The organism is Aeromonas sp. R7-5 (assembly GCF_040908015.1).
Lineage (GTDB): Bacteria > Pseudomonadota > Gammaproteobacteria > Enterobacterales > Aeromonadaceae > Aeromonas > Aeromonas caviae.
In genome coordinates this window covers 128,940-150,806 of sequence record NZ_JBFOCZ010000034.1, presented here as the reverse complement: position 1 = coordinate 150,806, position 21,867 = coordinate 128,940, and the positions used below count along the sequence as shown (strand labels likewise).

Genomic DNA, 21,867 nt, shown 5'->3' with positions numbered 1-21,867 from the left:
TGGAACCGGTGCTGACTGAGGCATGGCAGGCATGCTACCCCAGCCGGAGTGTGACGTTAATCAATAATTGAATACGCGACGGACAAGAGTTCATGGCGCCGTACTGGTATCCTGTTTGCGCAGAAAAGGGGAGAAAACAACGAGATGAAGCAGATCAAATCCTGGGCGCAATATTACGTCGACCTGATGACCAAGCTGGGACTGGTGCGCTTCAGCATGTTCCTGGCCACCGCCATCATAGTGCTGGCCGTGTCGATCCAGATGGGGGTGACCCTGTTTTTGCGCGGCACCGTGGACATCGTCGACCTGGTGCGCTCTGTCTTCTTCGGTCTGCTGGTGACCCCCTGGGCCGTCTATTTTCTCTCCATCGTGGTGGATCAGCTGGAGGACTCCCGCCAGCGGCTGACCCGCATGGTGCGAAAGCTGCAAGACATGCGCGAGCGGGATCTCGAGCTCAACAGCCAGTTGCAGGAGAACATCAGCCGCCTCAATGCCCAGATAGCCGAGACCAACCGGGCCGAGACCCTGCGCCAGCAAGCCATCGAGGATCTCGAAAACGAAGTGTTCCAGCGGGAGAAGGCCCAGCTGCATCTGGGGGAGCGTACCGCCCTCTTGCGCTCCTTCATCGACTGCTCCCCCGATCTGGTCTATTACCGCAACGAGGACGAGCAGTTCTCCGGTTGCAACCGCGCCATGGAGGAGCTCACCGGCAAGGTGGAAGCGGAACTCATCGGCCTGACCCCGTTCGATGTCTACAAGCACGACATCGCCAGCAAGGTGGTGGAGACCGACAAGCAGGTCTTCGCCCAGAACGAGCCGCTCACCTATGAGCAGTGGCTGGAGTATCCCGATGGCCGCAAGGCCTACTTCGAGCTGCGCAAGGTGCCCTTCTTCGACCGCTTCGGCAAGCGGCTCGGCCTGCTCGGCTTTGGTCGCGACATCACCGAGCGCAAGCAGTACCAGGACAAGCTGGAGAAGGCGAGTCGGGACAAGACCACCTTCATCTCCACCATCAGCCACGAGCTGCGCACCCCGCTCAATGGCATCGTCGGCCTGAGCCGGATGCTGATGGATACGCCCCTCGATGCCAGACAGCAGCAGCAGCTCAAGACCATCCACCTGAGCGCGGTGACGCTCGGCAACATCTTCAACGACATCATCGATCTGGACAAGCTCGACCGTCGCCGGCTGGAGATTGCGCCGGCTCCGCTGGATTTGCCCGCCTTCCTCGACGAGCTGGAGACGCTGTCGCGCATCCAGGCGGAGCAGAAGGGGCTCTACCTGCACTTCGACCGGGACGGCGACATGCCCCAGTTCGTGATGGCGGACGGCACCCGGCTGCGTCAGGTGCTGTGGAACCTGGTGGGCAATGCGGTCAAGTTCACCGATGAAGGGGGCGTCACCATACGCTGTCTCGCCCACGCCGCTGATGAACCGGGCAAGCTGGCGCTGCACTTCGAGGTGGAAGACACCGGGGTGGGTATTCCCCGCGCCCAGCAGGAGAAGATCTTCGCCATGTACTATCAGGTGCAGGGCAAGAAGCACGCCACCGGCACCGGCATCGGCCTTGCGGTCTCCCGCCAGCTGGTGCAGGCCATGGGCGGTCAACTCTATGTGGACAGCGACCCGGGCGAAGGCGCCTGCTTCACCGCCGAGCTGGAGGTGGACTGCGTCGAGCCCAGGGCTGCGGCCCCGGAGCCCGAGATGCCCTCCCTCGACATCCTGCTGGTGGAGGATGTGGAGCTGAACGTCACCGTGGCCTGCGCCCTGCTGAACAAGCTCGGCCATCAGGTCAAGGTGGCGCGGGATGGTGCAGAGGCGCTGGCCATGGCCAACCCGGATGATTTCGACTTGATCCTGCTCGACATCCAGCTGCCGGACATGACGGGGTTCGATGTGGCAGAGCAACTGCTCGCGCGCTACGGCGACAGCCTGCCCCCCATGGTGGCGCTCACCGCCAACGCCACCGGCGATCGCCAGTACTACCGGGATCACGGCATGCAGGATGTGATCAACAAGCCGTTGGGCTCCAAGGCGGTGCGGGAGGTGATAGGCCACCTGTTTGCGGATCTTGCCGGGGACGAGGCGGACGAGCAGGACGATGTCCACCATCAGGATGCCCTGCTGGATCTGCCCTTCCTAACCGATTACGCCAGCACGGTCGGCAAGCCGGTGCTGCTCTCCAGCGTCGAGCTGTTCGAGAAGATGATGCCGGACTACATGGCGGTGCTCGACTCCAACATGATTGCCAGGGATCAGGCCGGTGTGGTGGAGGAGGCCCACAAGATCAAGGGGGCGGCGGGCTCCATCGGCCTGCGCCGGTTGCAGCAGACGGCCCAGCTTATCCAGAGCCCGGATCACCCCGCCTGGTGGGAGAACGTGGAAGACTGGATTGAAACCCTGCGCCGGGAATACCCGGGTGACATCGCCCGCCTGCGGCGCTGGCTGCTCTCGTAGACACGACGCCTCAGGCAAGGAGCCACGACATGTATGACCGTTTGATCCCCCCCGAGCGCATTCACCCCTGGGGAGACGAAGACCTGCTGGAGGCGACGGAGCAGGACCGCACCCGCATCGTGCAGGCGGCGCCGGTGCGTCGGTTGCAGCAGAAGACCCAGGTCTTCCCGCTCGATGTGAAAGCCTCGGTGCGCAGCCGTCTCACCCATTCGCTGGAGGTGCAGGAGACCGGTCGCCAGATCAGTCGCCGCATCCTGGCGGCGCTGCCGGCCGGAGTGGTGTGCGAGGGGGCCTTCATCAATCTGGTGGAGATGTCCTGCCTGTTGCACGATGTCGGTAACCCGCCGTTTGGCCATTTCGGCGAGCAGGTGATGAGTCAGTGGCTTGCCCAGGAGCTGGACGGCCTCTTCTCCCGTGCCCACGACCAGTTGCCGAGCGCCCAGTGGGCAACCCTTCGCCAGGATCTGCTGGTGTTTGACGGCAATGCCCAGAGCCTGCGACTGGTGCACAGCCTGCATGAGCTGAACCTCACCTTGGGGCAGCTGGCGGCGCTGTGCAAATACCCGCAGCAGCCCCTGCCGGGATTGCACCATCCCCAGGGCTATGGTCAGCACCACGGCTGGACCAGCAAGCGCGGCATCTTCTTCAGCGAACAACCCCTCTATCGTGCCCTCGGCCAGAGCCTGGGGCTGGCCGAGGGGTGCCGTCATCCGCTGGTCTACATCATGGAGGCGGCGGACGACATCTCTTACTGCATCGCCGATCTCGAGGATGCGGTGGACAGGCGCATCCTCACCCAGAGTGAGCTGCTGGCAGCCCTGCGCGAGGCGGACGAGGGCGGTTACATGGCCGACCTGCTCGATGAGGCGCTTGCCTCCGGTCGGGGGTTCTTCCCCCATTTTCGCCAGCATCTGACCCGGGATCTGGTGGCGCTGGCCGCCCATACCTATGTGGCCGAGCACGATCAGATCCTGAGCGGGGCCTATCCCCAGGCGCTGCTGCACGGTCAGGCTCCGGCAGCCCGGGTACTCGATACCCTCAAGCGGGTGGCTCGCGAGCTGGTGTTCATGCGCCCGGAGGTGGAGGCGCTGGAGCTGGAAGGCTATGCCGCCCTGCGCGGGGTGCTCTCCACCTACGCCTGCCTGCTGGCCCTGCCCGCCAGCCAGTTCGAGCGGCTGCTCGCAGGCAAGGGCGGGAGCGAGCTCTTCTTTGCCCGGCGGCTGTTCCACCGCCTCTCTGCCCGCCACCTCAAGGCGTACCGGCTGGCGGTGGCGAGCCGGGATCCCCGTTTCGAAAAGGAGAGCGAGCAGGAGTGGTACTACCGGGTGCGGCTGCTGCTCGATTATGTGAGCGGCATGACGGATACCTATGCACTGGAGGAGTTCCGGCTGTTGTCAGGGATTTGACTGAACCTCTTTTTGGCCGCATTCCACCCATATGGGTGGGAGAGATATTGCGTAAAATTCGGTGTTTTTTTACACTGCGGCAACTTGTTCAACTTTCACACGGTAAGGAGACGACCATGCAACATTCCATGTTCAACGTTGCGTTCGATCGCTGCTCTGGCAGCGCGAAGACTCGTGCTCTTTATTTGCCGCGTGGAGGGGACAGGTAACACCTGCTTTTTTCATCACCCGCGGTTGTCCCGCAGGGTGATCACCTCTCTCCGGGGGAACCGCACGTTCAACTGGAGAATATTATGTCTATCGAACTCGCCCTGCTGCGCCACGTAGAGACCCTGGTTCAAAAAAGGATCACCCGGCTGGAGCGTCGCGTCAGCTACCTGCATCTTTCACCTGCCCTGCTCAAAGACATCGGGCTGGAAGGCAAGGAAGTGCAGATCGCCCACATCCGTGAGCGGGAGTTTCAAACCGGTTTCCGGCTCGGGAACCGAATAACCTGAGGGGAGGGGGCCCGGCCCCCAACCTTGTAGATGGCAGGCCTGGGCCTGCCATTTTTCTTTCCTGATGAGCATTGTCTCAATTTAGTTGTCGCACATTGCGCCAAACACTCTATGATCCCCCTCCGTTTCGTATGGGAGTTGATAATGTTCCGCCGCTGCTGTCGTCTCATCCTGCTATGTGGTCTGGCTTTCTGGAGCCTGATGGTTGCGGCTGCGCCGGCGCAACTGGACCAGAGCAACTTCACCCTGGACGAACTGCACTGGCTTGCCACCCATGATGAACTGGTTGTCGGCATGCCTTCGGCGGCCTGGCCACCCTATGTCTATACCGATGGGCGCGGCAATTTCACCGGCCCCCTGGATGAGTTCGCCTCCCAGATTGCAGCCAGGCTGGGAGTGAGCCTTCGCTACCGTGCCTATGCCAACAATGCGGCGGTCCAGCAGGCCTTGCTGGATGGCAAGGTCGACATGTTGATCGGGGTGGCTCCGAGCCCGACCCGCACCCTGCAGATGCAATTTACCTCCGAGCTGATGGCACTGCCCCGGGCCGTGCTGTTGACGGGGGGGCGGGAGAGCCTCTCTCTGGAAGAGGCCTATGGGGTGCGCTGGGTCTGCGTCTTCGGTGTCAGCGCCTGCGATGAGCTGCTGCGCCTGGGGATCTCGAACCTGATCACGGCCGACAGCCGGGACGAGGCGATCTTCATGCTCAAGGAGGGCAAGGCGGATGCCTATCTGGCCGAGCTGCCCATGCTGAACCGGCTGCAAGCCATGGCGGGCATGGCGCTGGCCAGGATCGACTGGATGAGGGATACCTCCCTCGCCATGGCCGTGGCGCCCGGGAATGATGTCTTGCAGGGATTGCTGGAGCGGGCCCTCGAGGATATCTCTCCCCTCGAGCGTCGCGCCATTCTGGAGGCGGGGGATATCCTCGACTATGCCCTGGTGAAAAGGAGCAGGGAGATCGTCTTCAATCCGCAGGAGCAGGCGTGGTTGCAAGCACATCCGGTCATCCGCTACGGGGTTGCCCCGGATTGGCCAGGGATGAGCGAGGTGGACGACAGGGGGCGGCTCAAGGGGCTCATTGCCGATCTGCTGACATTGATGAGCCAGCGTGCCGGGCTCCAGTTCACCCTGGTGCCGACCCGGAGCTGGGCCCAGAGCATGGCGCTCTTCCAGGATCGCAAGCTGGATCTCATCCCGGCCATGACTCCCACCGCGGAGCGTCAGCAGTTTGCCCGGTTTACCCCCAACTACGCGTCGATCAACCGGGTGGTCGTGGCGAGGCAGGGGATGGCCGAGCTCACCGCCGCCAGGGCCCTGAAAGGGCACAGGGTGGGCATGGTGGGGGGCTCGGTGGAGCAGGTCTTGCTGAACGAGGTGGGGGCCATCGCCGTGCCGGTGGCCAGCGATGCCGAATTGCTGCCCCTGCTGGACCAGCAGAAGGTCGACTATGTGCTGATGAGCACCACCACCCTGGAGCAGTCGCTGCAAAAGGGATTCAGCGACCGCTACCAGGTGGTCTTCTCCGGCAGCGACCTGCGGGTACCCATCGCCATGGCGACCCAGTTGCAGGACCCCATGCTGCAGCAGATCCTCACCAAGGTGTTGATCGCCATTCCCCCCGACGAGCTCTCCGCCCTGGAGAAAAAGTGGCTCTCCCTGACCATACAGACGGGACTGGATCCGAAGACGGTGCTGCTCTGGTCCTCCCTCGGCGGCGGCATCTTCCTGCTCTGCCTCCTGCTGTTCATGGGCTGGAACCGGACGTTGCGCCGCCAGATCAGCCAGCGGCGGGAGGCCGAGCGGCGGCTCGAGGAGCAGTTGATGTTTGTCCAGATGATGCTGGATGCCCTGCCCAACCAGGTGGTGCTGACCAACGAGCGCTATGAAGTGGCAATGACGAACCGGGCGTATCGGCAGATGTTCCTCGGCGGGGAGAACCTGACGGGCTCCTATGAGCGGTTGCTCCAGGATCGATTGCCCGAGTCGATCCGCGCCAGGGTGATGGAGGAGGATGCCAGCGTCTGGGAGAGTGGAGAGGAGCTTCATGGCCGGGGCGAGATCCGGTTTGATGACGATCGCCTGCACCAGATGATCTACACCAAGCGGCTCTTTGCGGGGCCCGATGACAAGCGGCTCGGGATCCTGACCGTGCTGACCGACGTGACCGAGCTGGAGCAGGCGCGGTTTGCGGCCCAGGAGGCGCAGACCCGGCTGACCCAGATCACCGACAGCATGCCGGGTCTGGTCTATCAGTATCACTGGCTTGGGCCGGGCAAGGGGCACTTCCTCTACACCTCGCAAGGGGTCAGGGAGATGGTGGGGGTCGAAGAGGAGCAGGCCGGCATGGCGGTCACCGGTGCCTCCATCCTGGGGCTGACAGGCAAGGCGCACCAGGACTTCGTGGCCACGGTGGATCGTCATGCCCTGAGCATGCAGCCGCTGGATCTCGAGGTGGAGATCCGGCGCCAGGGGGAGGCGGGCTATTTGCAGATCCGTGGTCACTTCGTTCACCAGGAGGGGCTTGAAGGGGTCATATTGAACGGCGTGGTGCAGGACATCACCAAGCTCAAGCGCCAAGAGCTGGAGCTGCGCCAGGCCAGGCGGGTGGCGGAGGAGGCGACCCAGGCGCGCAGCCGCTTCCTCGCCACCATGAGTCATGAGCTTCGCACTCCCATCTCCGGCATGCACGGCATGCTGGAGCTGCTGCAAATGAGCGCGCTGGACGACGATCAGCGCTACATGTTGCGCAATATCTCGACCTCCACCAACCACCTGCTCTATCTGGTGAACGACATCCTGGACTTCTCCAAGATGGAAGCCGGGCAGTTGCAACTGCACCCCCATCACTGCCGCCTGACCTCGGTGATTTGCGATGTCATCCGGGGACATGCGGCCCTGGCCTATGGCAAGGGGCTCAACGTGACGCTGCGGTGGGGGAAGACGGTGCCGGATCTGGCCTGCATTGACGGGATAAGGGTGGGGCAGGTGATCTCCAATCTGTTGAACAACGCGGTGAAGTTCACCGAGGCAGGGGCGATCGCCATCCAGGTGGATTATGAAGACGACCGGCTGGCCTTCCGGGTCCGGGATACCGGGATCGGCATCGCCCTGGAGCAGCAGCGCACCCTCTTCATCCCGTTCAAGCAGGTGGAGTCCGACACCAATCGCCGGTTTGGCGGCACCGGGCTCGGGCTTGCCATCTGTCATCAACTCACCCAGAAAATGGGGGGGAGCCTGACCCTGGAGAGTACCCCCGGAATGGGCACCTGCGTGACCTTCACGCTGCCCCTGGCCGAGTGCCAGTGGGAAGCGCCGCCCCTGACCGGTCAGGTATGGTGGTGGTTTGGGGAGGATGAGGGGCTGGAATCGGTGATGGCCAGGCTGGGCGCCAGACTGGTTCGCATGGAGGCACACCATTGGCAGCAGCCCCTCGAGGGGCATCTGCTGGCGCAGGAGAATCACCTGGAGCAGGCCCTTGGCAGTGACTGGCTGGCCTGTTTGCAGCGTTCGAACCTCAAGGGCATAGTACTCTCTCCCCATGAGGCCCTGCGGGGGCGCATGGGGGGCGACGCCTGGTGGCGACTGGGACAATCGCCTCTCTACCCCGATCTGTTGCTGGAAACCTGCCAGTCACTGTTCAACCAGCAGGCGAGCCAGTCGATGGGGATGGAGGGAGAGAAGCTCAGGGGGCGGGTGCTGGTGGCGGATGATCACCCCGTCAACCGGGCATTGCTGACGAGGCAGCTCGCTATCCTGGGGCTCGAATCCGAGGTAGTGGAAGATGGCGAGGAGGCGCTGCGCGCCTGGCAGGGACAGGACTTCGCCCTGCTGCTGACCGACTGCCACATGCCGGTGATGGATGGCTATGCCCTCACGCGAGCCTTGCGGGATGCCGGGGACAGTGCTCCCATTATCGGGGTGACGGCCGATACCTCTGAGGAGGCGAGCCAGCAGATGCGTGATGCCGGCATGAACGACATGCTGTTCAAGCCCTACAGCCTGGATGCCCTGAGCCAGACCCTGGGGCGCTGGTTGCCGACTCAGGAAGAACAGCTCGCCTCGGAGGCGCCCCGGCAAGCCAGGGTTCAGCTGCCAGGCATAAGCTGGTTGACTCTGTTCGGGGATGAGGCGGTGGCTCGCAGCATGGCCAGCGAATACCTGGAAGCCAACGAGCAGGATGGCGAGGACATGAGGCTGGCGCTGGCCAGCCAGGATACCCAGGCGCTGGTGGAGACGGCACATCGCATCAAGGGGGCCGCGCGCATGGTAGGACAGCAGGCATTGGCAGAGGAGGCGGCCCGGCTGGAGGCGGCGGCCAGATTGAAACAACTGGACAAGCTCGATGACCTGGCCAGGGCGGTACAGGCATTGATGGACTCTATCAGAGGTGAAACGGGGTTATGGCTCGATGAATAGCGCACGGCATGAGTTGGCGATCATGGTGGTGGAGGATCACAACTTCCAGCGCAAGGCCCTGATGCACCAGATCCGCGGACTGGGCTACGGCAACCTGCTGGAGGCGCAGGACGGGGAGGAGGCGCTGGCACAGTGCCAGCACCACAGGGTCGACATCCTGTTCTGCGATCTGCGCATGCCGGGCATGGATGGCATGGCGCTGCTGCGCCGCCTCTCCCTTGGCGGGTTCCGCGGCGGCATTGTGCTGTGCAGCGCCCTGGAGGATGACGTGGTCGATGCCGTGCTGCGCATGAGCCGGGCCTATGGCCTGCAGGTGCTGGGGCGCATCGAGAAACCCGCGTCTCCCCAGCAGATCGCGCAGCTCATCGGTGCCTGGCGGCCCCAGCAGGTGCGCAGCCAGGAAGAGGATGGTTATCACCTGACCCTGGATGAGCTGCGCCGGGCGCTGGATCAGGACCAGTTGCTGCCCTGGTATCAACCCAAGGTGGGTTTTCACAACGGGGAGTGGCTCGGCATGGAGGCACTTGCCCGCTGGCAGCACCCCGAATATGGCCTCATCTCGCCGGCCCGTTTCATTCCGCTGGCGGAGCACAACGGGCTCATCGACCCGCTCACCGAGGTGATCATCGGCAAGGCGCTGCGGGACGGCCACCTGTGGGAGAAGACAGGGCTTTCCCTGAACCTGTCGATGAACCTCTCTACCACTTCCCTCATCGAGGGGGATCTGTGCAACACCCTGCTCAGCCACTGCCAGCGCTGGAGCATCAACCCCGAGCTCATCACCCTCGAAGTGACCGAGAGCGCCTTCGTCAAGGATCTCGGCAAGTCGCTGGAGGTGCTGACCCGCTTGCGGATGCACGGTTTTGGTCTCTCCATCGATGATTTCGGGACCGGCTACTCCTCCATGCAGCAGCTCGCCCTGCTCCCCTTTACCGAGTTGAAACTGGACAGATCCTTCGTGGATCGCTGCTATGAAGATCCCTCTCGCCTAGCCATCATCGAGTCCAGCATCGAGCTGGCTCGCAAGTTGGGCTTGAAATCGGTGGCCGAGGGGGTCGAAGATGAGGCGACCTGGCAATTGCTGGCGAAACTGGGGTGCGATCAATGCCAGGGCTTCTTCTCCGCCCGTCCCATGCCCCGCGAGGAGCTGATGGGATGGCATCAGGGTTGGCAGGCTCGTTTGCCCGCGCTCATCAGACGCTAATCCCGGGCAGGATGCCCGACGAATTCCAAGGATGGCCATGAAAATATCAAGCAAGTTGTTGTTGAGCTTCTGTTTTATCAACCTGCTCATCATTCTCTCCTCCGCCCTTGTCTATCATCAGCTCGGCCGGATCGAAGGCTCGCAAGATGCCTTGCTGGCCCAGGCCCTGCCCGCCCTGCAGCGGGACGAGGCGAGCCAGAAAGCCCTGATTGCCACCGTTTCATCCCTGCGGGCCTATCTCATCCTCGGCAAGGATCCGGCACAGGGTGATCGCATCAAGCAGGAGTGGGAAGAAGCCTGGCACGCCATCGATCGCCAGCGTTTCACCCCCGACCTGACCCGGGCACTCAAGGATTTCAAGGGGGCACAGTCACAGGTGTGGGCCCTGGCTCACACCGAAGAGAACCTGCCCGCCCACACCCTGATGCTGCTGGAGGCCGGCCCCCTGGCGGAGTCGGCCCTCGATCAGTTGCAGTCTTTTGCCAATGAAGAGGTGGCGACGCCCCAGGCGACGTTGCCCGGTGACAGGCGCCTGCTGCTCAAGCAGGTGGGGGATGCCTACAACAGCCTGGGCAATGCGCTCTCCGCCCTGCGGGATTTCCTCATCTCGGGGGAGAAGGAGTACCTGGACAAGTACCGGGACTACTACCAGTTCCACCAGCAGCGGGTGGCCGAGCTGAAACAGCAGGAGGCCAACTTCACCGAGGCACAAAAGGGGCTCTGGACGCTCTTTGAAGAGATGTCAGCCCCCTTTGCCGAGCTGGTCGGCCAGGTGATCGAGAAGCGCCAGGCCCCGGACTGGGACAGGGCCAACCACCTGATGGCCACCGAGATAGAGCCCGCCCTGACCCGGCTGGCGGATCAGCTGGCGACCCAGGTGACCCATACCCGTGCCGAGGTGGACAAGATGGCGGGGGAGATGGCGGCCGCCAGTCAGACCATTCACCGCACCCTGCTGCTGGCCACCACCAGTGTCATCCTGCTGGGCACCCTGGTGGCCCTGCTGTTCAGCCGGCGCCTGACCCGGGACATCGCCAGCCTGGTTAAACGGGCGGGCCTGGTGGCCGATGGCCGCCTCCCCGTCACCCCCTTGCCCGTGCTTCGTCAGGATGAGCTGGGAGGGCTCACGGGCTCCATCAACCGGATGTCGGCACAGTTGCGCGAGCTGGTGGGGGAGATCCAGGGGGCGGTCGGTCAGGTGGAAGGGGCTGGCCGCGAGGTGGGCCAGACCACCAATGCCATCGTGGATGATCTGGCGAGCCAGAATCAGCGGCTCGATGCGGTGGCAGCCGCCATCGAGCAGATGTCGGTCAGTACCCGGGATGTGGCGGGCAACATTGCGGACGCGGCGGGAGCGGCTCGCCAGACCGAGCAACAGGCAAGGGAGGGGGAGCAGGCCCTCGTCCGCATGGGGACCACCATGGCGCAGATTGGTGCCATGATTGCCCAGGCAAACCAGGCGATGACGCAGCTCAGCAGCCAGAGCGAGCAGGTGGGGAGGGTCACCGAAGTGATCGCCACCATCGCCGAGCAGACCAACCTGCTGGCACTCAATGCGGCCATCGAGGCGGCGCGGGCCGGTGAGCAGGGACGGGGATTTGCCGTGGTGGCCGATGAAGTGAGGCAGTTGGCCAGCCGCACCAGCGCATCGACCATGGAGATCAACCAGACCATTGCCAGCATCCAGCAGCAGACCCGGGAGACCGCGGATACCGTGGGCAGCGGTACCCTGCTGGTGGAGCAGGGGCGCGGCGCCGTGGCCTCGGTGACCGAGACCCTGGAGTCGATGGCGACGCTGGTGCAGGATCTCAGCGGCCAGCTTGCCGCCATCGCCACCGCCACCGAGCAGCAGTCAAGGGCGGCGCAGGAGGTGGCGGGCACGGTGGAGGAGATTGCCGGGCTCAGCCATCAGTCCAGCGAGCATGGCCAGCAGGGGGAGCAGATCGCCGCCCGCCTGACCCGGGAGACGGGGAGACTGACATCGGCCATCAGCCGCTTCGAACTGGATGCCTGACGCAAGGGAGAGAAAAACGGGGCAGACCTCTGGGTCTGTCCCGTTTTTTTTCGGCCCGAAAACCTGGTGGTGGAAGGATGCACGACGCAGGTGCGGTCCTGACCGTTCGGAAGCAGGGGGATGGCGCCTTGTGTACTGCCCTGTGGCTCTTTCTGCCGGTAGGACGGGTCACTCCAGGCGGCGGAAGGCCTGGTTTTCGAAGCTGCTGCAGGTCTCCTGGTTGAGCAGGTTGACCAGCAGGATGGCCCGCTTTTCGCCATCCGGCTCCAGATAGATGGCTTCAAACCCGGCGAGGGGACCGGATTCGATAAGTACCTTGTCTCCCTGGGTCGGCAGACGGGCATAGCTGGCGCGCGCCTCGTCGCTGTCGTCCCGGCTCATGAGCCGGTAGATCAGCTGGCTGCTGACGGGGGTCCACTCCTTGCCGAAGTGGATGATGCGACTGATTCCCCGGGTCGATTTCAGGGTGACCGGGGTGACCTCTTCCAGATCCACGTAGATGAAGAGATAGTTGGGGAACATGGGCTCGCGCTGGGGTACGCGCTTGCCTCGCCGCAGTTTTTCAATCTCGACCATGGGGTAATAGGATTCAACGCCCTGGGCTGCCAGATGGGCGCGGGCGCGGGCCTCTTCCTTGGGTTTGCAGTAGGCCAGATACCATTTCTTCATTGTTGTTCTGTTTTTCGTGTTGCCGTGCTTGCGGCTATCATAACGGGGGTAAAAAAAAAGGCCACGCTTGACGTGGCCTTTTTTCCAGAGTGAGTGATTACCAACCTTTCACCAGACCGCCCTTGAACAGCTCGGTCCCCTTCTTGAAGACCTCGTCGGTCTGGAAGGACTGGACGAACTCCTTGACCTTCTCGTCGTCCTTGTTGTTCTCGCGAGCAACGATCAGGTTGACGTAGGGGGACTCCTTGTCTTCGACAAACAGGCCGTTCTCGGTCGGGGTCAGACCAATCTGACCGGCGAAGGTGTTGTTGATGATGGCCAGATCCACGTCTTCCAGGGAGCGCGGCAGTTGTGCGGCTTCCAGCTCGACGATCTTGAAGTTGCGCGGGTTGCTGGCGATGTCCAGTACGGTCGCTTCCAGACCGGCACCCTCTTTCAGCTTCAGCAGGCCCTGCTTCTCCAGCAGGATCAGGGAACGACCCAGGTTGGTCGGATCGTTCGGCACCGCGATCTGGGCACCGTCTTTCAGCTCGGACAGGGCCTTGACCTTCTTGGAGTAACCGGCGATCGGGTAGACGAAGGTGTTGCCGACCGGCACCAGCTTGAAGCCGCGATCACGGATCTGGGCATCCAGGTAGGGTTTGTGCTGGAAGGCGTTGACGTCGACGCTGCCGTCGTTCAGGGCCACGTTCGGGGTGACGTAGTCGGAGAAGGTGACCACTTCGACGGTCAGGCCGTATTTTTCCTTGGCAACCTTGGCCGCGGTCTCAACCAGCTCGGTCTCGGGACCGGCGATGGCGCCCACCTTCAGGGTCTTGTTCTCTTCCTTCTGGCCGCAACCGACCAGTACCAGGGTTGCCAGCAGCGCAGCGGCTGCGGATTTGATGCCCAATTTCATAAAAACCTCCTGTCAGAAATCGACGATTAACGATGATCACATTGTTTGACCAGGCGCTCACCCGCGCTCTGGATGAGTTGAACCAGCACCACCAGAATGACCACGGTGACCAGCATGACGGTGGGATCGAAACGCTGGTAGCCGTAGCGAATACCCACATCACCGAGACCACCACCTCCGATGGCACCTGCCATGGCGGAGTAGTTCACCAGGGTGACGAGGGTGATGATGACGCTGTTGAGGATCCCCGGCAGGGCCTCGGGCAGCAGCACCTTGGCGATGATTTGCAGGGGCTTGGCCCCCATGGCCTTGGCCGCTTCCAGCAGGCCGTCAGGTACTTCCATCAGGGCCCCTTCCACCAGGCGGGCGATGAAGGGGATGCAGCCCACGGTCAGCGGCACGATGGCGGCGATGGTACCGATGCTGGTGCCGACGATGAAGCGGGTCAACGGAATGATGGCGACCAGCAGAATGATGAAGGGCACCGAGCGACCGACGTTGACGATGACGCCCAGGACCTTGTTGAGCAGCGGATTGGCCAGGATCTGGCCCGCCTTGGTCACGTGCAGCGCCACGCCGAGCGGCAGGCCGAGCAGGCAGCCGAACAGGGCGGAGGCAAACACCATGATGAGGGTGTCGCCCAGAGCCGAAATCAGCAGATTAATCATTGCTTCGGACATAACCCATTACCTCCAGCTGAATGTGGTTGTCGATGAGGAACTGTTGGGTGGCCTCGCACTGGGCCTCGTCCCCGAACAGTTCCGCCAGCAGGAAGCCGAACTTGACGCCACCGGCGTATTCGATGTCTGCGCTCAGGATGCTGATGTCGATGTTGAAACGGCGGCTCGCCTCGGAAATCAGCGGTGAATCCACCGTGGTCCCGGTAAAGCCGAGCTTCACCAGGGGATAGCTGCCGGGCACCCGGTCGCTACTCATCCGATCCTGATACTCCTGGGGCACTTCCAGGTGGATGGTGGAGTGGATGAAATCCCGGGCCAGCTGGGTCTTGGCATTGCTGAAGAACCAGGCCACTTCCCCCTGCTCGATGAGACGGCCGTCGCTGATGATGGCCACCTCGTCACAGATCCCCTTCACCACGTCCATTTCGTGGGTGATGAGCAGTATGGTGAGCCCCAGCTTGACGTTGATCTCCTTGAGCAGGGTCAGGATCGAGCGGGTGGTCTGGGGGTCGAGGGCCGAGGTGGCCTCGTCACACAGCAGGACCTTGGGAGCCGGTGCCAGGGCACGGGCGATGGCGACGCGCTGCTTCTGCCCGCCGGAGAGCTCGGACGGATAGGCGTGGGCACGGGCTTCCAGCCCGACCAGGGCCAGCAGTTCGCTGACCCGGCTCTGGATCTTGTCCTTGCTCCAGCCCGCCAGCTCCAGCGGGAAGGCGATGTTGGCGGAGACGGTGCGAGAGGCCAGCAGGTTGAAGTGCTGGAAGATCATGCCAATCTGGCGGCGAGCCTGAGTCAGATCCCGCTCGCTCAGGGCGACCAGGTCCTGGCCATCGACGATGACCTGCCCCTCGGTGGGGCGCTCCAGCAGGTTGACGCAGCGGATGAGGGTACTCTTGCCGGCACCGGAGGCACCGATCACCCCGAAGATCTTGCCTTGGGGCACATGCAGGCTCACGTCACGCAGGGCGTGCACGGCATCACTGCCTTTACCGTAGACTTTGTTGAGACCGATCAACTTAATCATGGATTCTTCCGTGCTAACAGCCTTAAAGCACAGGGCGCTACAGGCGGGTAAATTGGGCAGAGGTTTCACTGGGTAGCTCTGTCATCATGGAGGATGATGCTAAGATGTCCGGATGGCTGTGTCAACGCATGTTTTTACGTCTAGACGTCTAAAAAATGGATAAGGATTCCCGCCATTTGACTATGGTGTGGAGGTATCACCACCAGCATCAATATTAGATTCCGATTTTGTGACATTGGTCCGAAGATAAGCTGGTAAATATCTTTTATGTCGTCGATTTGATGTCTCCCCTTCGGGCAAGGTGCCCGGTTGTCCGGGCAGCATCGCTGCCGGTTTCCCCTTCCTCCTGCTGTCTCTTTTTCTGCTTTCTTTTCCATCTCCTTGATGCAGAACAATAAATGACCAGTTCGTGGCCGTGTCGACATGCCAGCTCCCTATACTGGCTGCAGGTGGATGCCAGGAGGGAGGCGAGATGCGATTCCAACAGATCAAGGACCTGATGCTCTATCTCGAGGAGCTTCATCATCGGCAAGGGCACATTTACGGGCGCCAGATCCCCCGGGTGGATGCTGAGCGCAGCAGGATGTTGCTGGCCTATTTGCAAGGGCGGGAGGATGCCGCGGCGGCTCATCTGCACGATTATCGCGAGCAGATGGGAAGCGCGGTGAAGGAGACCTGGCTGGATCAGGGGTTTGGCGAGGATCTGCTGGCCGAGGGGGATCGTCTGGCGCTGCCCGCCACAACCCAGCCCGCGGAGATAGTGGCCCTGGTGTCACGCCAGGAGGAGAGGCTCATCGGCGAGCTGGAACGTCTGGCCCGGGAGTGCCCCACGCCCGACACGGCGGCGCTGCTGAAAGCCCTGGCCTCCATGGCCCAATCCCGCCTGACCCGTCTGGTACACGGTGCCCATCGCCTCGACGATCTCTGAGCCCGGATGAGAGAGACCCGGCACGGGCCGGGTCTTCTGATGTTGCTGGCGGTCAGTCCCCTTGCCGGGCCGCGCCATAGAGGGCGGCGCCTATGATGCCGGCCTGGTTGAGGTTCGCGGCCGCCACCAGGGGAGCCCGGGTCTCAATCTTGTCGATGAACTTGTCGAGCTTGGCGGCGCTGCCGCCCCCCAGGATGAAGAGGTCGGGGGAGAACAGAAACTCCAGGCGAGCCAGGTATTTGTTGAAACGTTTGCCCCAGCGGCCCCAGGAAAGATCCTCGCGCTTGCGCACCGCATCGGAGCAATAGTGTTCGGCCACCATGCCTTCCAGCATCAGGTGACCCAGCTCGGTATTGGGCAGCAACTGGCCATTGACGAAGACGGCGGTACCGATGCCGGTGCCGACGGTGATGAGAATGATGACCCCCTGGCGATCCTGCCCGGTGCCAAAGCGCATCTCCGCCAGACCGGCCGCATCGGCGTCGTTCAGGACATGGCAGGGCAGGCCGGTCACATCGGCAAACAGGTGGGCTGCATCGGTCTCAATCCAGCTCTTGTCGATGTTGGAGGCATTCTTGGCGATGCCGTTGTGGATGGTGGCGGGAAACCCGCACCCCACGGGACCCTTCCATTGGAAGTGCTCGACCAGCGCCTTGAGGGTGTGTGCCACGGCGGCCGGGGTTGCCGGTTGCGGTGTGGCGATGCGGTGGCGTTCGCCAATCAGCTCCCCGGTTTCGGTGTCGACCAGGCAGCCCTTGATCCCGGACCCCCCAATATCTACTCCCAGCATCTGCATCAGAATCTTCCTTTTATTGTGCCGATGTTCAATGGTCGGCAGAGCATGAAAAAATGGCTGCGATCCGGCAAGTGCCAGATCACTTATGCGTGATCCGGCAGACCTTTTTCGATGCAGCGGATCAGCAATCGCGTCTTTTTATTCTCTTCCTGCTGACGCCTGGCCAGGGTCGCCAGCGCCCACTCGATATGCTCGGCCACCATGGGCGCCGCCTCAGGCAGCGCCTGTTGCAGGGCGGCCAGGACCTCGCTGCTGGCCGGTCCGTTGCCAAGGGCCACCGCCAGGTTGCGGCGCCAGCGCTGATAGCCGATGCGGCGGATGGGGCTGCCTTCCGTGTGTTTGAGAAATTCGGCCTCGCTCCAGCCCCACAAGGTCAAGAGGGGCGGGCGGTGCAGATTGGGGCGCGGGCTGAAGTCGGGCTCCGGGCTGGCATCGGCATAGCGGTTCCATGGGCAGATGAGCTGGCAGTCGTCACAGCCATAGATGCGATTGCCCATGAGCGGCCTGAACTCCTCGGGAATGGGGCCGTCATTCTCGATGGTGAGATAGGAGATGCAGCGCCGTCCGTCCACCACATAGGGGGCGATGATGGCACCGGTGGGGCAGATGTTGATGCAGGCCACGCACTTGCCACACAGCTCCTTCTCCACCGGGGCATCCACGGGCAGCGGCAGGGCGATGAGCAATTCTCCCAGAAAGAAGAAGGAGCCGGCGGACTCGTTGATCAGCAGCGAGTGCTTTCCCACCCAGCCAAGGCCGGCCTTGGCCGCCAGCGGCCTTTCCAGAATAGGGGCCGAGTCGACAAAGGGGCGCCACTCGCCCAGGGTTTGTCCCGCTGCCTGCAACAGGGTGTCGCACCGCAGCTCGATGCGCTCCCCCAACTGTTTGAGCCGGTTGCGCAGCACCTTGTGGTAGTCGCGGCCGAGGGCATAGCGGCTGATGTAGCCGAGGGTGGGATCGCGCAGGGTGGCGGCAAAGCCCGCCTCGAACGGGAGGTAGTTCATCCGCACCGAGATGACCCGCAAGGTGCCCGGCAACAGCTCGTGGGGGCGGGCCCTCATCATGCCGTGGCGCGCCATGTAGTCCATGGTGCCGTGATAACCGGCATCCAGCCAGGCCTGCAACTTCGGCTCTTCCAGGGTGAGGTCGGTGTCGGCGATGCCGACCTGGTCAAATCCTAGCTCCCTTGCCCAGAGCTTGATATCGTGGGCCAGTTGCGCAAGTTCGGCAGCCGTCATGCAGCATCCCCCCTCTGCCTGCAGGAGTGTGGCAGGCGCAGGGCGGCAATATGGTGTGCCAGTTGCCGGGTCATGGGATGATGAAACGTGGGGGCCGTCATGGTAGAGGTGTTCGGGGACGCTATCCGCAAAAATGAGTGGGAGAGTCTAGCACAACCCCTGTGGCGGGCCGAGCAGATCCGCAGCATGGAACGGCGCTGGGCCGAGCAGGAGGGGTTGCCCCTCTATGTGCTGATGGAGCGGGCAGGGAGTGCGCTGTGCAACTATGCCTGTCACCACTGGCCCGACAGCCGTCAGTGGTGGATCTTCGTCGGCCCTGGCAACAACGGTGGGGATGGCTACGTGTTGGCCCGCCTTGCCCGGCGCATCGGCCTCGAGCCTCTGGTGATTGCCGCCCGGGCTCCCGGCCTGCTGAGGGGAGATGCCAGGCGGGCTGCCGAAGAGTGGCTCGCATCGGGGGGGAGCGTGACCATGGCCGAGGATCTGCTGCCCGCCACGCTGCCGCCGCCGGATCTGGTCATAGACGCACTGCTCGGTACCGGCGTCCAGCTTCCCCTCTCCTCGTCAATGACAAAGATCGTCGCAACAATCAATGGCTTGAACGCGCCCGTGCTGGCGGTGGATCTCCCCTCCGGTCTCAATGCCGACACCGGCCGCGCCATGGGCGCACTGGTGCGTGCCACCCGCACCCTCACTTTCATCGGCATCAAGCAGGGCATGCTCACCGCCGACGGGGTGGACGGAGTCGGCCACCTCGACCGGGATCCCCTGGGAGTGACGCCGGGGGAGGAACGGGTTCCCGCTGCCGAGCGGATCGATTATCCCAGCCTCAAGGGGTTGCTGACCCCGCGCAGGCGCTCGGCTCACAAGGGACACAGCGGCAAGGTACTGCTGACGGGGGGGAACCTCGGCATGCAGGGGGCCATCCTGCTGGCGGGTCAGGCCTGTCTGCGGGCGGGGGCGGGATTGGTACGCCTGCGCCAGCACCCGGATTGCCCTGCGGCCAGCCTGATTCAACCCGAGCTGATGGGATGCCCGGCGGACATGGATGAAGGGTGGGCATCGGTGCAGGTACTGGGCCCCGGGCTCGGTCAGGATGGGTGGGGCCGGGCCCGGTTCGAACAGGGCATCGGAGCCGCCGTGCCACTGGTATTGGACGCCGATGGATTGAATTGGCTGGCGCAGGCCCCCCGTCATCAGGATAATTGGGTGCTCACGCCCCACCCCGGGGAGGCGGCTCGCCTGCTGGGTTGCTCCATCGCCGAGGTCGAAGAGGACAGGTTTGCGGCCGTCTCGCGGCTGCAACAGCGCTACGGTGGTGTGGTGCTGCTCAAGGGGGCGGGGTCGCTCATCTGCGACGGCAGGCGCATTTCCCTGTGCGACGAGGGCAACCCCGGCATGGCCAGTGGCGGCATGGGTGACCTCTTGTCTGGTATAATCGCCGCCCTCCTGGCTCAGGGCTGGTCTGCGGGCATGGCCACCCGACTCGGTGCCGTGATCCACGCAGAGGCCGCCGATCTGGCCGCCGCCGAGGGTGAGAGGGGCATGCTGGCATCGGATCTGCTGCCCTGGATCCGTCGTCTGGTCAATCCGACACAGTAACAAGTAACAAGAAGAACATGGCAAAAACCTTGATGATGACACTGCCGGACGAGGCAGCAACAGTGGCGCTGGGTGGCCGTCTGGCAAAGGCGTGCCAACAGGCCACCACGGTATTTCTGCACGGTGCCCTCGGGGCCGGCAAAACCACCCTGACCCGAGGCTGGGTGCAGGGACTGGGTCATGAGGGCAAGGTCAAGAGTCCGACCTATACCCTGGTGGAGCCCTATGAGCTTGCCCAGTGGCAGGTCTATCACTTCGATCTCTATCGACTGGCCGACCCGGAAGAGCTGGAGTTCATGGGCATTCGCGACTATTTCGCCGCCGATACCCTCTGCCTGGTGGAGTGGCCAGAGAAGGGCGACGGCTGGCTGCCAGCCCCGGATCTCGAGATCACCCTGAGTTATGCAAACGAGCAGCGCGAGGTGCAGATTGATGCCCGCACTGCTATCGGCGAAGCCATTCTGGAACGGTTGTCATCTCAGTGCGCGTGATCCTTGTCTTTGTTCTCTCCCTGATGGCATTGCCCACCTGGGCCAATCAGCTCAAGAGTGTGCGGGTGTGGCCATCACCGGACAACACCCGGGTGGTGCTCGACATGAGCAGCGCCCCCAATTTCAACTACTTCACCCTGACCGGTCCGAACCGTCTGGTCATCGACCTGAAAGGGGCGAGCAACGCCACCAACCTGGCGCGCATCGAGAACAAGAGCGAGCTGGTGCGCAAGATCCGCGAGAGCACGCCGCTGGAGAAGGGCGGCCTGCGACTGGTGCTGGATCTCGGCTCTGCCATCAAGCCGGTGGTCTTCCCGCTGGCGCCGGCAGGCCCCTATGGCCACCGTCTTGTGATCGATCTTCCCTATGAAGAGAAGGGGAGCGCTGCGGCGCAGCCCGCTCCCGTCGGGGGACACGGCAAGGCCATCGTCATCGCCATCGATCCTGGTCACGGTGGGGAAGACCCGGGCTCCATCGGCCCGCGCCGCACCTACGAGAAACGGGTGACCCTGGCGGTCTCCCAGAAGCTGGCGGCCCTCATCGACCGGGAGCCCGGCATGCGAGCCGTGCTGACCCGCCGTGGCGACTACTTCGTCGATCTCAACAAACGCTCCGAGATTGCCCGAAAGGCCAAGGCAGACCTGCTGGTGTCGGTGCATGCCGACAGCTTCCACAACTCGACTCCTCGCGGCGCCTCCGTCTGGGTGCTGTCGACCAACCGCGCCAACCGCGAGATGGGTAGCTGGCTCGAGAAGCAGGAGAAACAGGGGGAGCTGCTGGGGGGCGTTGGCAAGGTATTGGCCGAATCCGATCCCAACCCCTATCTGGCGCAGACCTTCCTGGATCTCTCCATGGACAAGTCCAGGGCCGAAGGCTATGACGTCAGCCGCCAGATCCTGCGCTCGCTCGGCCGGGTGGCCAGATTGCACAAGAAGGCGCCGGAACATGCGAGTCTGGCGGTGCTGAAGGCGCCGGACATCCCCTCGGTACTGGTGGAGACGGGCTTTATCTCGAACCACGCCGAGGAGAAGCTGCTGGCCACCGCCAGCTATCAGGATCAGCTGGCCCGGGCCATCTTCGAGGGGATCCGCAACTATTACCGCAGCCATCCGACCAAGGGGCCCATGCTCACCGGCAAGGGCCAGGTTGCTGCCCCGCCGCGTCAGGCGCCCGCCAGCAAGCCGGTCGCCGTCAGCAAGCCGGTTGCCCAGCCAACGCAGCAGGTCGTGACCAACCGGATGCCGGCGAGCGAGCCCTATCGCGTCGGTGAGGGCGGCGCCCCGGTCAGCAGCGTCGGCAGCGCCTCCGGTGCCGGCGTGATCAAACCTTACAAGGTCGCAGCCCAGGAGCCGAGTGCGCCGGTAGCCAGCGTGCAGAGCAACGACAAGCCCAACATGATCCGCCACGTGGTCACCCGCGGCCAGAGTCTCTCCCGTCTCGCCGAGAAACATGGGGTGAGTCAGGCGCGACTGGTGGAGATCAACAAGCTCAAGTCACGGGACATCCAGATAGGGCAGGTGCTCTATATTCCGCGAAAATAGCGC

Annotated in this window: 16 protein-coding genes; 10 read left to right on the top strand and 6 right to left on the bottom strand. The window is 63.2% G+C overall.

Annotated elements, in window-relative coordinates; translation table 11 throughout:
• The first annotated feature begins 144 nt into the window (after positions 1–144).
• The 6 genes from arcB to AB5Y53_RS19640 all read left to right on the top strand — a co-directional run bounded on the left by arcB (position 145) and on the right by AB5Y53_RS19640 (position 11,997).
• Positions 145–2,457, top strand: coding sequence for an aerobic respiration two-component sensor histidine kinase ArcB (gene arcB / locus AB5Y53_RS19665; RefSeq protein WP_069784566.1), 2,313 nt, complete (start codon positions 145–147; stop codon positions 2,455–2,457).
• Between the two features lie 29 nt (positions 2,458–2,486).
• Positions 2,487–3,863 (top strand): dGTPase, encoded by a 1,377-nt coding sequence (gene dgt, locus AB5Y53_RS19660; RefSeq protein ID WP_368182989.1) that lies wholly within the window; start codon positions 2,487–2,489, stop codon positions 3,861–3,863.
• 293 nt (positions 3,864–4,156) lie between these two features.
• Complete coding sequence (locus AB5Y53_RS19655) at positions 4,157–4,360, top strand: hypothetical protein (protein WP_041211124.1); 204 nt, start codon at positions 4,157–4,159, stop codon at positions 4,358–4,360.
• 144 nt (positions 4,361–4,504) lie between these two features.
• Complete coding sequence (locus AB5Y53_RS19650) at positions 4,505–8,779, top strand: transporter substrate-binding domain-containing protein (RefSeq protein ID WP_368182988.1); 4,275 nt, start codon at positions 4,505–4,507, stop codon at positions 8,777–8,779.
• Positions 8,772–9,983: an EAL domain-containing protein gene (locus AB5Y53_RS19645; protein ID WP_041214588.1), complete on the top strand. Its 1,212-nt coding sequence runs from the start codon at positions 8,772–8,774 to the stop codon at positions 9,981–9,983. The genes AB5Y53_RS19650 and AB5Y53_RS19645 overlap by 8 nt, the downstream gene beginning before the upstream one ends.
• 37 nt (positions 9,984–10,020) lie before the next feature.
• Entirely contained in the window at positions 10,021–11,997 is a 1,977-nt protein-coding gene (locus AB5Y53_RS19640) for a methyl-accepting chemotaxis protein (RefSeq protein WP_309563311.1), read from the top strand.
• Between the two features lie 168 nt (positions 11,998–12,165).
• Here AB5Y53_RS19640 and rfaH read toward each other — a convergent pair whose 3' ends face one another.
• From rfaH to metN, 4 genes are all read right to left on the bottom strand, one after another.
• Positions 12,166–12,666 (bottom strand): transcription/translation regulatory transformer protein RfaH, encoded by a 501-nt coding sequence (gene rfaH, locus AB5Y53_RS19635; protein WP_010673182.1) that lies wholly within the window; start codon positions 12,664–12,666, stop codon positions 12,166–12,168.
• Positions 12,667–12,763: 97 nt separating this feature from the next.
• Complete coding sequence (gene metQ / locus AB5Y53_RS19630; protein WP_010673183.1) at positions 12,764–13,564, bottom strand: methionine ABC transporter substrate-binding lipoprotein MetQ; 801 nt, start codon at positions 13,562–13,564, stop codon at positions 12,764–12,766.
• 26 nt (positions 13,565–13,590) lie between these two features.
• Positions 13,591–14,244, bottom strand: coding sequence for a methionine ABC transporter permease (locus AB5Y53_RS19625; protein WP_029313844.1), 654 nt, complete (start codon positions 14,242–14,244; stop codon positions 13,591–13,593).
• Positions 14,225–15,268, bottom strand: a complete 1,044-nt coding sequence (metN, locus tag AB5Y53_RS19620; protein ID WP_039040957.1) for a methionine ABC transporter ATP-binding protein MetN — start codon at positions 15,266–15,268, stop codon at positions 14,225–14,227. Before metN ends, AB5Y53_RS19625 begins: the two co-directional genes overlap by 20 nt.
• Positions 15,269–15,740: 472 nt before the next feature.
• On the opposite strand from metN, the gene AB5Y53_RS19615 reads away from it, so the two are divergent.
• Complete coding sequence (locus AB5Y53_RS19615; protein ID WP_010673186.1) at positions 15,741–16,196, top strand: hypothetical protein; 456 nt, start codon at positions 15,741–15,743, stop codon at positions 16,194–16,196.
• A 52-nt stretch (positions 16,197–16,248) separates the two neighbouring features.
• Here AB5Y53_RS19615 and ppgK read toward each other — a convergent pair whose 3' ends face one another.
• Positions 16,249–16,992, bottom strand: a complete 744-nt coding sequence (gene ppgK, locus AB5Y53_RS19610; RefSeq protein ID WP_368182986.1) for a polyphosphate--glucose phosphotransferase — start codon at positions 16,990–16,992, stop codon at positions 16,249–16,251.
• An 83-nt stretch (positions 16,993–17,075) separates the two neighbouring features.
• The gene (gene queG / locus AB5Y53_RS19605) at positions 17,076–18,230 is read right to left on the bottom strand and encodes a tRNA epoxyqueuosine(34) reductase QueG (protein ID WP_368182983.1); all 1,155 of its coding nucleotides are present in this window, start codon (positions 18,228–18,230) and stop codon (positions 17,076–17,078) included.
• A 99-nt stretch (positions 18,231–18,329) separates the two neighbouring features.
• Here queG and AB5Y53_RS19600 point away from each other — a divergent pair, with 99 nt between their 5' ends.
• The 3 genes from AB5Y53_RS19600 to AB5Y53_RS19590 are packed head-to-tail and all read left to right on the top strand — an operon-like array spanning position 18,330 to position 21,864.
• Positions 18,330–19,832, top strand: a complete 1,503-nt coding sequence (locus AB5Y53_RS19600; RefSeq protein WP_368182982.1) for an NAD(P)H-hydrate dehydratase — start codon at positions 18,330–18,332, stop codon at positions 19,830–19,832.
• A 17-nt stretch (positions 19,833–19,849) separates the two neighbouring features.
• Entirely contained in the window at positions 19,850–20,323 is a 474-nt protein-coding gene (gene tsaE, locus AB5Y53_RS19595; RefSeq protein ID WP_029313846.1) for a tRNA (adenosine(37)-N6)-threonylcarbamoyltransferase complex ATPase subunit type 1 TsaE, read from the top strand.
• On the top strand, positions 20,314–21,864 hold the full coding sequence (locus tag AB5Y53_RS19590; RefSeq protein ID WP_368182980.1) for an N-acetylmuramoyl-L-alanine amidase: 1,551 nt from the start codon (positions 20,314–20,316) through the stop codon (positions 21,862–21,864). The genes tsaE and AB5Y53_RS19590 overlap by 10 nt, the downstream gene beginning before the upstream one ends.
• Positions 21,865–21,867: the final 3 nt, after the last annotated feature.

Excerpts from the sequence above, each read along its gene's own strand:
- arcB (WP_069784566.1), top strand. The coding sequence starts at position 145 with ATGAAGCAGATCAAATCCTGGGCGCAATATTACGTCGACCTGATGACC.
- dgt (WP_368182989.1), top strand. The coding sequence starts at position 2,487 with ATGTATGACCGTTTGATCCCCCCCGAGCGCATTCACCCCTGGGGAGAC.
- AB5Y53_RS19655 (WP_041211124.1), top strand. The coding sequence starts at position 4,157 with ATGTCTATCGAACTCGCCCTGCTGCGCCACGTAGAGACCCTGGTTCAA.
- AB5Y53_RS19650 (WP_368182988.1), top strand. The coding sequence starts at position 4,505 with ATGTTCCGCCGCTGCTGTCGTCTCATCCTGCTATGTGGTCTGGCTTTC.
- AB5Y53_RS19645 (WP_041214588.1), top strand. The coding sequence starts at position 8,772 with ATGAATAGCGCACGGCATGAGTTGGCGATCATGGTGGTGGAGGATCAC.
- AB5Y53_RS19640 (WP_309563311.1), top strand. The coding sequence starts at position 10,021 with ATGAAAATATCAAGCAAGTTGTTGTTGAGCTTCTGTTTTATCAACCTG.
- rfaH (WP_010673182.1), bottom strand. The coding sequence starts at position 12,666 with ATGAAGAAATGGTATCTGGCCTACTGCAAACCCAAGGAAGAGGCCCGC.
- metQ (WP_010673183.1), bottom strand. The coding sequence starts at position 13,564 with ATGAAATTGGGCATCAAATCCGCAGCCGCTGCGCTGCTGGCAACCCTG.
- AB5Y53_RS19625 (WP_029313844.1), bottom strand. The coding sequence starts at position 14,244 with ATGTCCGAAGCAATGATTAATCTGCTGATTTCGGCTCTGGGCGACACC.
- metN (WP_039040957.1), bottom strand. The coding sequence starts at position 15,268 with ATGATTAAGTTGATCGGTCTCAACAAAGTCTACGGTAAAGGCAGTGAT.
- AB5Y53_RS19615 (WP_010673186.1), top strand. The coding sequence starts at position 15,741 with ATGCGATTCCAACAGATCAAGGACCTGATGCTCTATCTCGAGGAGCTT.
- ppgK (WP_368182986.1), bottom strand. The coding sequence starts at position 16,992 with ATGCAGATGCTGGGAGTAGATATTGGGGGGTCCGGGATCAAGGGCTGC.
- queG (WP_368182983.1), bottom strand. The coding sequence starts at position 18,230 with ATGACGGCTGCCGAACTTGCGCAACTGGCCCACGATATCAAGCTCTGG.
- AB5Y53_RS19600 (WP_368182982.1), top strand. The coding sequence starts at position 18,330 with ATGGTAGAGGTGTTCGGGGACGCTATCCGCAAAAATGAGTGGGAGAGT.
- tsaE (WP_029313846.1), top strand. The coding sequence starts at position 19,850 with ATGGCAAAAACCTTGATGATGACACTGCCGGACGAGGCAGCAACAGTG.